Here is a 4,776-nt window from a genome sequence, read left to right on the forward strand (position 1 = left end):
ACACATCTTTTCGCAGAAAATTTCTAAGTGTTAATTCATGATTTTTAGCAAGTTTACGGTTAGAAGGAAAATCTGGATGCAAAAATGCTAGTTCCGATTGCACATCTTTTCGCAGAAATATTTTAGTTTAATTCAGCTTTTTTTGAGCAAAAATAACAACGAAATGCTAACACCGTATAAAGTTCATGTGGGTTTTTATGGTTTTCCCTAAGTTCTGTGTCTTTTTACTATGTCACTTCTACTTATTTAAGTATTTTTAGGTCGACAAGATAAAAACACAAAATAAGTATAAGCTTAGTGTTAGGTAGAAAAGTCCAAGGACATTTTCTCCCACACAAACCTTATACAAATCCGTTGGCAACAAGTAAAGAAAAACTGAATGGATAACAAACCTTTAGAGGAACAAGCCGAAAATTACTTGAAAAGTCAATTAATAAAATTTGACTTTAATTTAGCAAAACCTTCATTCGACAAGTATGGTTCTGATTTAATAATTGTCGATAAAATAAACACTAAAAAAACAAAAATATTACTTATTCAAAGTAAAGGAAGAACTCTGAAAAATGAAACTTTCTCTAACGTGACAATACCTGAAAAGTATGTTGAAAAGTATTTCGTTTTGTTTATATACACAATTGACGAAGAAAAAGAAGAATCTCTTTTTATGTTCAACTCAAAAGATATAAAAGAATGGAACCTAAACGACCATATTTATCAATTGAATTTTAATAAAAAGAAAATATCATCAAATTATTTTTTAGATAGAAAATTTGACAAAAATCAAGCTCGAAATTTAGATATAATTCTAAAAGCTACTGAAATTAAGAATTATACATCAATCATTATTGATGGTATATTTTTAGACAAAGCAATTAAAGCAACAAAAGATATTTATTTAGATATTTGGCCTAATAAAGAATACATAATTCCTAGTTTAAATAATGTAATAAAAAACATACTGGATTATTATGACAAATTTCAAGGAGAGAAAAAAATAGTCAGTTGCTATCTAATTAATAGTGTTCATTTCGATTATCAAAACGTAGAAGACTTTAATGAAAATAGTAATTTTAAAACTAAAACAGGAAATCAAGTAAATATTTTCAAAAACAAAACAGATAGTATAGTTGCTTTTGAAGTTCTAGAGCAAATTGAAAGACTGATTAACAATGACAATATTATATTAGTTGCTGACGACCGAGTTTACGAAGAAGAATTATATAAACATAGAAAGAACGGAGTTGAAATGATTATGGTTAAACTTAATCCAAATAACGGAGGAAATATGGACACCGATTTTAGATGGGGAGATATTTCTTATCCTTTAGGAATTTCAATTGGATTAGAAAAACACGAACTATAAATACCAGTTGCCAACACCGTATAAAATTAATGGCTAGTTCTCGCCTACTTACGAAAATCCTCGCGGATTTTCTATCTGGTGTTTATTTACTAAATTAGGTGCTTAAACACGCCACTAATCTTATACATCAACGTTACCATATATTTATGAAAATTTTTACGATTCCATTTTTTCTATTTATAATAATTTCTTGCAATCAAATAAAAGATAAAGGAGGGGAAAAAATTAACAAAACAGGTATTTTTTACCCAGAGGTTAAAAAGCACTCTATTATTAAAGGGAAAATAATAAATATAAATAATTATCCTAATCAATCTAAAACAATTAGACTCTATGTAGATGATATAGTTCTAAATGAGCAAACCAAATACGTAACTAAGATTGATAATAATGGAAATTTTCTATTTGACATTCCCTTAAATAATCCAACAGAAGTTTATATAAATTATTCCGATGGGAAAATCTCTCCTTATATTTTCCCGAATGACTCACTTACTCTAAATTGTAAGATTTTAAGTCAAAATTCAAAAATTGGGATTTCTGTTTCTTCTTATGATAAAAAGCATAATTCATTTCAAAAACAATTTTATTTAAAACATAAATGGTTTGTAAAACAAACACAGAAATGTAATAAAAACCTACCTAAAGAACGAACTCCTGAAGATCTTAAAAATTATTATCTTAAATTTAAAGAAAAAAACCTTGAAAAAATTAATAACTTATTTAAACAAGAAAAAAATCATGATACTTTAAATGATTTCCTAAAAAACAGTATTACATATTTTAGTTACAAAAAAATAATAAGTTGTGGTAAAAACATTAAAAATATTGATGAGAGAAATAATTTCTATTCATTTTTAAATGATTCAATTGTTTTTAACAAAAATGCTTTAAACTGTTCTTCTTATAGTAGTTTTATTAATTGGTACACTCATATAGTTGAAAGAGATACTACTTTCACAGCTAAAGGAAAAACAAAAGAAATAAGAAGAAATGACTATGTTTCACAGAGAATTAATTATAGACAAAACTTTAGAACTGATATCTGGAAAGAATATGTAATAGCTTATATTATTAATACATCTGTGGTAAAAAGAAATGAAGAATTCACCAATATTTCAATACCTTTTTACTTTAATTTAATTGATAAATATATAAACGATAATTATACTTATCAAGTATTGACTTCTAAAGTAAAAGAAATGGAAATATTAATTAATGAAAGAGGTGATATTAATATTTCAGATAAAAATAAAATAGAGAAGATAGAACTATCTGATAACGAGTTTTTTGATAATATTTTAGAAAAGAATAAAGGAAAAGTAATTTATCTTGACTTTTGGGCAACTTGGTGTTCCCCTTGTATTCAACAAATGTCTTATTCTAGAGAATTACATTCTAAATTTAAAAATAAAAAAGTTTCATTTATTTATCTCGCATGTAAATCAGAAAAACATGCAGTTGAAAATATAATTTCAAGGGAAAAACTAAAAGGGATTAACTATATTTTAACACAAAAACAATATGAGTTTTTTGAAAAAAAATTTAATCTTAATGGATTCCCTCAATATGTTTTAATTGACAAATACGGAACAACTTATAGTAACGATGCCTCAAAACCTCAATACAAAAAGGCTGAAAACACCATCAACACATTACTTCTCAATTAAACATATGGTAACACCGCATAAAAACAATTTGTGTTTGGTTTCTTTCCCAATGTTCTGTACTTTTAAACCATGTCAAATCAGCTCGTTCGAAAAGGCCTTGCCTATTTTCTCACAAACTGATTTTTATACAAAACCGTTGCCAAACATTATGAAAACGAAAATTACTATAATAATTTTATTTTTTTTCTTTAGGATTAATGCTCAAAAAATCAAAATTGACACATTACTAAATTTTGAAAATTATATAGTTTCAATAAAGAAAATAAATTCTAATTTGAAACGAGAAAAATCAAACTTTGAAATTGAATTACAAGATGTTTTATCAAAGGAAGACAATATGCATAATAAATCAATTATTAAAGAAAAATATCTGTTTGAGAAATATAAAGGTTTTGCTAAAAAAGAAAATAAAGAATTATTTCTTAAAACTGATAATAAAGATTGGAAACCAATCAAACTGAATCCTAATTCTGAGGAAATTGAAAATTTATTATTTGACATATATCTAACTGAAAACCTTTATGTTGTTAGAACACAATGGGGAGAAGGAAATGGATTTAAATTAGTAAATAAATTAAATGGAGATATAACCGAATCTTTTGGTGAACCATGTTTAAATAACAAAGGAAACATTATAATTACCTACAATATAGATTTAGTAGCAGAATATACTGAAACAGGTTTTGAGTTTTTTACTAACAACAAATCTATTGAATATGTTGGGAAATTTAATCCTTCAAATTGGGGGCCTGAATGGGGAGTACATACAATTCAAGATAAATTTATTTTTAAGTGTTATAGCCTAGACGATTATATGAATCCAGAATATTTCTACATTGAAGTTGAAATAAAAAAACGTTAGGCAACACCGGCTAAACTTAATGCGGGTTCTGTGCTTTCTCAAAAGTTTGTGTATATTTACTAAGTCGCCAAATCTTGTTGATTTGGCTTTGTAATAAGAAAAATAAAACCAAAAAAAAGGCTTCGGCTTAGTCCGTGTTCGAAAAGGCTCTGCTCCTTTTCTTCCCGTACTAATCCTAGCCAAAACCGTTGTAGCCAATTTAACCGAAATGCAGAAAACAGAAGTGTTTATTGAAAATAGAATTAAATGGCGAGCTTCAAAACACGATTTGCCGAATAAAAATGTTCATTTATTTGAGAATTTAACGGCTGATAAAAAAGCGGAATATTTGACTCATTTCAATGAGAGTGATTGCGGAAAAATAATTTTGCTCTTTACAGATTCAAAAAAGCGCTGGACAGCAATCGGAACAAAAAAAATCATTGGTTTTGACGGAACTAATTATAACTCTGTCGAATTGAATTCTATAAAAGATGTTGATTCTAAAAACCGGAAAGAATATTTCGAAAAAGCAGAATCTGGAGAAACAAAACTCAAGAAAATCAAAAAACGAAATGAATCTGAATTGTTAATTACTGATTTAACGGAAAGGAAACTATTTACATTACGAAAAAAGGAAGTGACTTATTTTCACTATGGAATATAATGATGATGATTGAACAACTGAATAAAAAAACTGGCTACAACACCGTATAAAATTAATTGCTAGTTATAGCCAGTTTACGAAAGTCCTCTCGGACTTTCTATCTGTGATTTATTTGTTAACTTTAGTTCTTAAAACACGCAACTAATCTTATACAACAACGTTGTGTGTAAGTAAGAAAAAAATACAGAATGAAAATACCAATTGATATTGAAAAACTTCCTATTAGAATATCTGA

4 protein-coding genes are annotated in these 4,776 nt (G+C 26.9%); all 4 read left to right on the forward strand.

Annotated features, from left to right (window positions below):
• Nucleotides 1-379 precede the first annotated feature (379 nt).
• Nucleotides 380-1,363 (forward strand): hypothetical protein, encoded by a 984-nt coding sequence (locus tag Q4548_RS16440; RefSeq protein WP_303457064.1) that lies wholly within the window; start codon nucleotides 380-382, stop codon nucleotides 1,361-1,363.
• Nucleotides 1,364-1,509: 146 nt separating this feature from the next.
• Nucleotides 1,510-3,033, forward strand: a complete 1,524-nt coding sequence (locus Q4548_RS16445; protein ID WP_303457066.1) for a TlpA disulfide reductase family protein — start codon at nucleotides 1,510-1,512, stop codon at nucleotides 3,031-3,033.
• A 148-nt stretch (nucleotides 3,034-3,181) separates the two neighbouring features.
• Nucleotides 3,182-3,895, forward strand: coding sequence for a hypothetical protein (locus tag Q4548_RS16450; protein ID WP_303457069.1), 714 nt, complete (start codon nucleotides 3,182-3,184; stop codon nucleotides 3,893-3,895).
• Nucleotides 3,896-4,103: 208 nt separating this feature from the next.
• Nucleotides 4,104-4,541, forward strand: coding sequence for a hypothetical protein (locus Q4548_RS16455; protein WP_303457071.1), 438 nt, complete (start codon nucleotides 4,104-4,106; stop codon nucleotides 4,539-4,541).
• The last annotated feature ends 235 nt before the right edge of the window (nucleotides 4,542-4,776 follow it).

The sequence above is a fragment of the Wenyingzhuangia sp. 2_MG-2023 genome, assembly GCF_030548295.1.
Classification (GTDB): domain Bacteria; phylum Bacteroidota; class Bacteroidia; order Flavobacteriales; family Flavobacteriaceae; genus Wenyingzhuangia.